The sequence below is a fragment of the Coprococcus sp. AF16-5 genome, from assembly GCF_003479365.1.
GTDB classification, from domain to species: domain Bacteria; phylum Bacillota; class Clostridia; order Lachnospirales; family Lachnospiraceae; genus Coprococcus; species Coprococcus aceti.
This window is the reverse complement of the sequence record NZ_QUGZ01000017.1, coordinates 1-2,481: the sequence shown is the minus strand read 5'-3', so window position 1 is coordinate 2,481 and position 2,481 is coordinate 1. Positions and strand designations below refer to the sequence as shown.

At 34.9% G+C, this 2,481-nt stretch carries 4 protein-coding genes; all 4 read right to left on the bottom strand.

The features are described from left to right. Positions 1-377: 377 nt before the first annotated feature. Positions 378-695 carry a hypothetical protein gene (locus DWW70_RS14675; RefSeq protein ID WP_055148064.1) on the bottom strand — a complete coding sequence of 106 codons (318 nt, stop codon included), beginning with the start codon at positions 693-695 and terminating at the stop codon, positions 378-380. Positions 696-710: 15 nt separating this feature from the next. Then, positions 711-1,460 (bottom strand): hypothetical protein, encoded by a 750-nt coding sequence (locus DWW70_RS14670; RefSeq protein ID WP_117875554.1) that lies wholly within the window; start codon positions 1,458-1,460, stop codon positions 711-713. A 169-nt stretch (positions 1,461-1,629) separates the two neighbouring features. After that, a complete protein-coding gene (locus tag DWW70_RS14665; protein WP_055148057.1) occupies positions 1,630-2,043 on the bottom strand; it encodes a hypothetical protein in 414 nt (137 codons plus the stop codon). 20 nt (positions 2,044-2,063) lie between these two features. Beyond that, a partial coding sequence (locus tag DWW70_RS14660) for a glycohydrolase toxin TNT-related protein (protein ID WP_118650123.1) occupies positions 2,064-2,481 on the bottom strand: 418 nt, incomplete at its 5' end.

The window sequence follows — 2,481 nt, the reverse complement described above, 5'->3', positions numbered from 1 at the left end:
ACCTGTGCATTCTCATTATATTGAACATCAAATTCTTGATTTATTTCCGGCATAATCAACCTGGACTTAATCATGAACTCCTCCTTTACGGATGGAGCATCTTCAATAGAAAAACTGCATCTGAATCAAGATTTCTGATTTGATGTTTTCTTGAGCCAGATGAGCACTTTCTCTTTGTGAGATGACCAAAAGGCAGACTCTGGGCACGATATTCGAAAGAAGTAGACTGATATCAGCAGTCTGGAAAAGAATTTGAAAATTAACATAGAAAAAACGCATTATCTCCATAGCACCAAGTGCCATGAAAACAATGCGTCCTAAATTTTAAAGAAAAAATATTCAGTTGTGATTTCGGATGTTCTTATACGAAGTCATTATTAAATATAGTCTTTCATAATGTTCCAAACCCTTTTTACTTCGTCATTATATTTCTCATTCAACTGATTTCTTAATTGAACATCTGCATCATAAATAATGAAATCGCTTAACCCGCCTCTCGAAGCAAACAGTTTACTATAGCTTTCTATCAAGTATTTCATTTTTTCACCATTGCTCTCATCCGAGTCAATACAATTAACTTGTCCCATAAGAATTCTTAATATCCCGTTATATTGTCCATATCCATATTTTTGTACCATTTTGCCAATCTCTATATACGCCTCTCGCAACTGCAAAAACTCTTCATTTCTTATCATTCTTCTATCTCCAATCTATTGTAACGGTGTTTTTCCTACAACTTCAAAAGTCCATGGTGCATCTATATAGGTTTGCATAACATTATATCCTCCCACGTATACTCCACCTTGCGGTCCGACTGATCCTGTATAAATAGTAGTACCCTTTGGTACTTTAATCGCATATACATTATCTATATAAGAGCTTGCCTCATACGCACCAGTTTTCGGGTCTATCCAATGAGTCTTTACCGCTGCGTCAATTCTTACATTAGTAACAGAAGCAGGTGGCTCACTCGTAAACCATCTTCCATACGGATTTTGAGCATTACCTGCTCGATACATTATTCTATCTTCCTGTAATACTTCCATATTGTATCTGCCACCATAGAAATTCTTTGCAGGTTGATTAGGCATTTCTGCTAACGGTCCTGGATTTTCAATCATATTATATTGATAATTAGCTATATCACCTGACCAATATATAACAGTTGTACTACCACTCTCTACAACTTCTGCAACATCATCTAGCTTATTCACTTCTACATTACTTAAAGCTTTTTCACCTAAGGCAATGTCATCTGAGTTCTTGAATATCGTTGTATGGCTTAGTTCTTCAATATCCGTCTTTCTCGCTACATCTCCGATTTCTGATACGGAACTGTTCGCTGGGTTTCCTGATATAACTTCTTCTACCATATTGCTTCCCAACATTGCCAATATATGGCTGTCTGTACTTTGATAGATTGCATCACAAGCTTTATCTTCTGCTACATTCCCAATCAATATCCTTCCAGCATCTACGGCGATAGTTTATAAATCCGTGAACTTCACGGATTCAGGTAAATGACAAAAAGCTATTATTAATCTCTGTATGTCATTCACTTCGTGAACAGACAGAGATTAAAATAGCTTTTTGAGTTAAGGGTTTTGGAGTCCTAAAGTATAACCATAATTAAATATCATTATACGGATTTTTTTCAAGTATTTCATTAATCTCTTCATCTTTCCTTTTTAAAAAATCCTCACCAAATAAAGCAAATATTTTTTTTTCTTTCTCAAAGAGTGGTCTTCGGAAATCTTTTCCTTTCTCTTGATTATTCATGGCATACTTCATAGTAATATTTGTTGATAATATATTTAAAGCATACCACAATACTTCTCGTTCGTCATTTACAACTATATCACTTCTTATCTTCCCCTTTTCTGCATAAAGAATATGATAATTTGAATTTGTACTAAAAATGTATGTTCCCTCAGCACTATTATCATCCCCTTTTTCGAAAAAAACATTACTGTATGAAATCTCATCTAGTTTATCATTAATTTCACTCATAATATATTTTTGCAGTTCATTTGTTGTTAACATAGTTTTTCACCTCTCTCTATTTATTTTGGCACTATATAGCCTTCTCTAATTAATTGTAAAATCGGCATTGGCAATTCATATTGTAATCCTCCACCTGCAGAACCTCCCCATGCTGCAATCTCTGCTTGGATAGTGTTTGGTATTTCCTTTATAACCCTAAATTCCTGATAAATATTAGGGTCAGTAGTTGGTGGCAATGCTAATTTATCTGCATTTGCACCTGTTTGTGTTACAAAGTTACTCTTATTCCCAATATTTCCATACCGCCCAAATGTATCTCCTGGTTTTAACGACATATTTACTTCTGTTCCTGGTACAGCTCCGTTATTTGGTGGATAATTTATTGTACCATCTGCTTTATACCAACTTGTTTCACTTCCACCCTCACAAATAATACTACTTTCAGACTCCCCCCGACCTTTGCTAGTAGACATAACC

What these genes read in the sequence shown, in the direction of transcription:
- DWW70_RS14675 (WP_055148064.1), bottom strand. Translation starts at nt 695, where the DNA reads ATGATAAGAAATGAAGAGTTTTTGCAGTTGCGAGAGGCGTATATAGAG.
- DWW70_RS14665 (WP_055148057.1), bottom strand. Translation starts at nt 2,043, where the DNA reads ATGTTAACAACAAATGAACTGCAAAAATATATTATGAGTGAAATTAAT.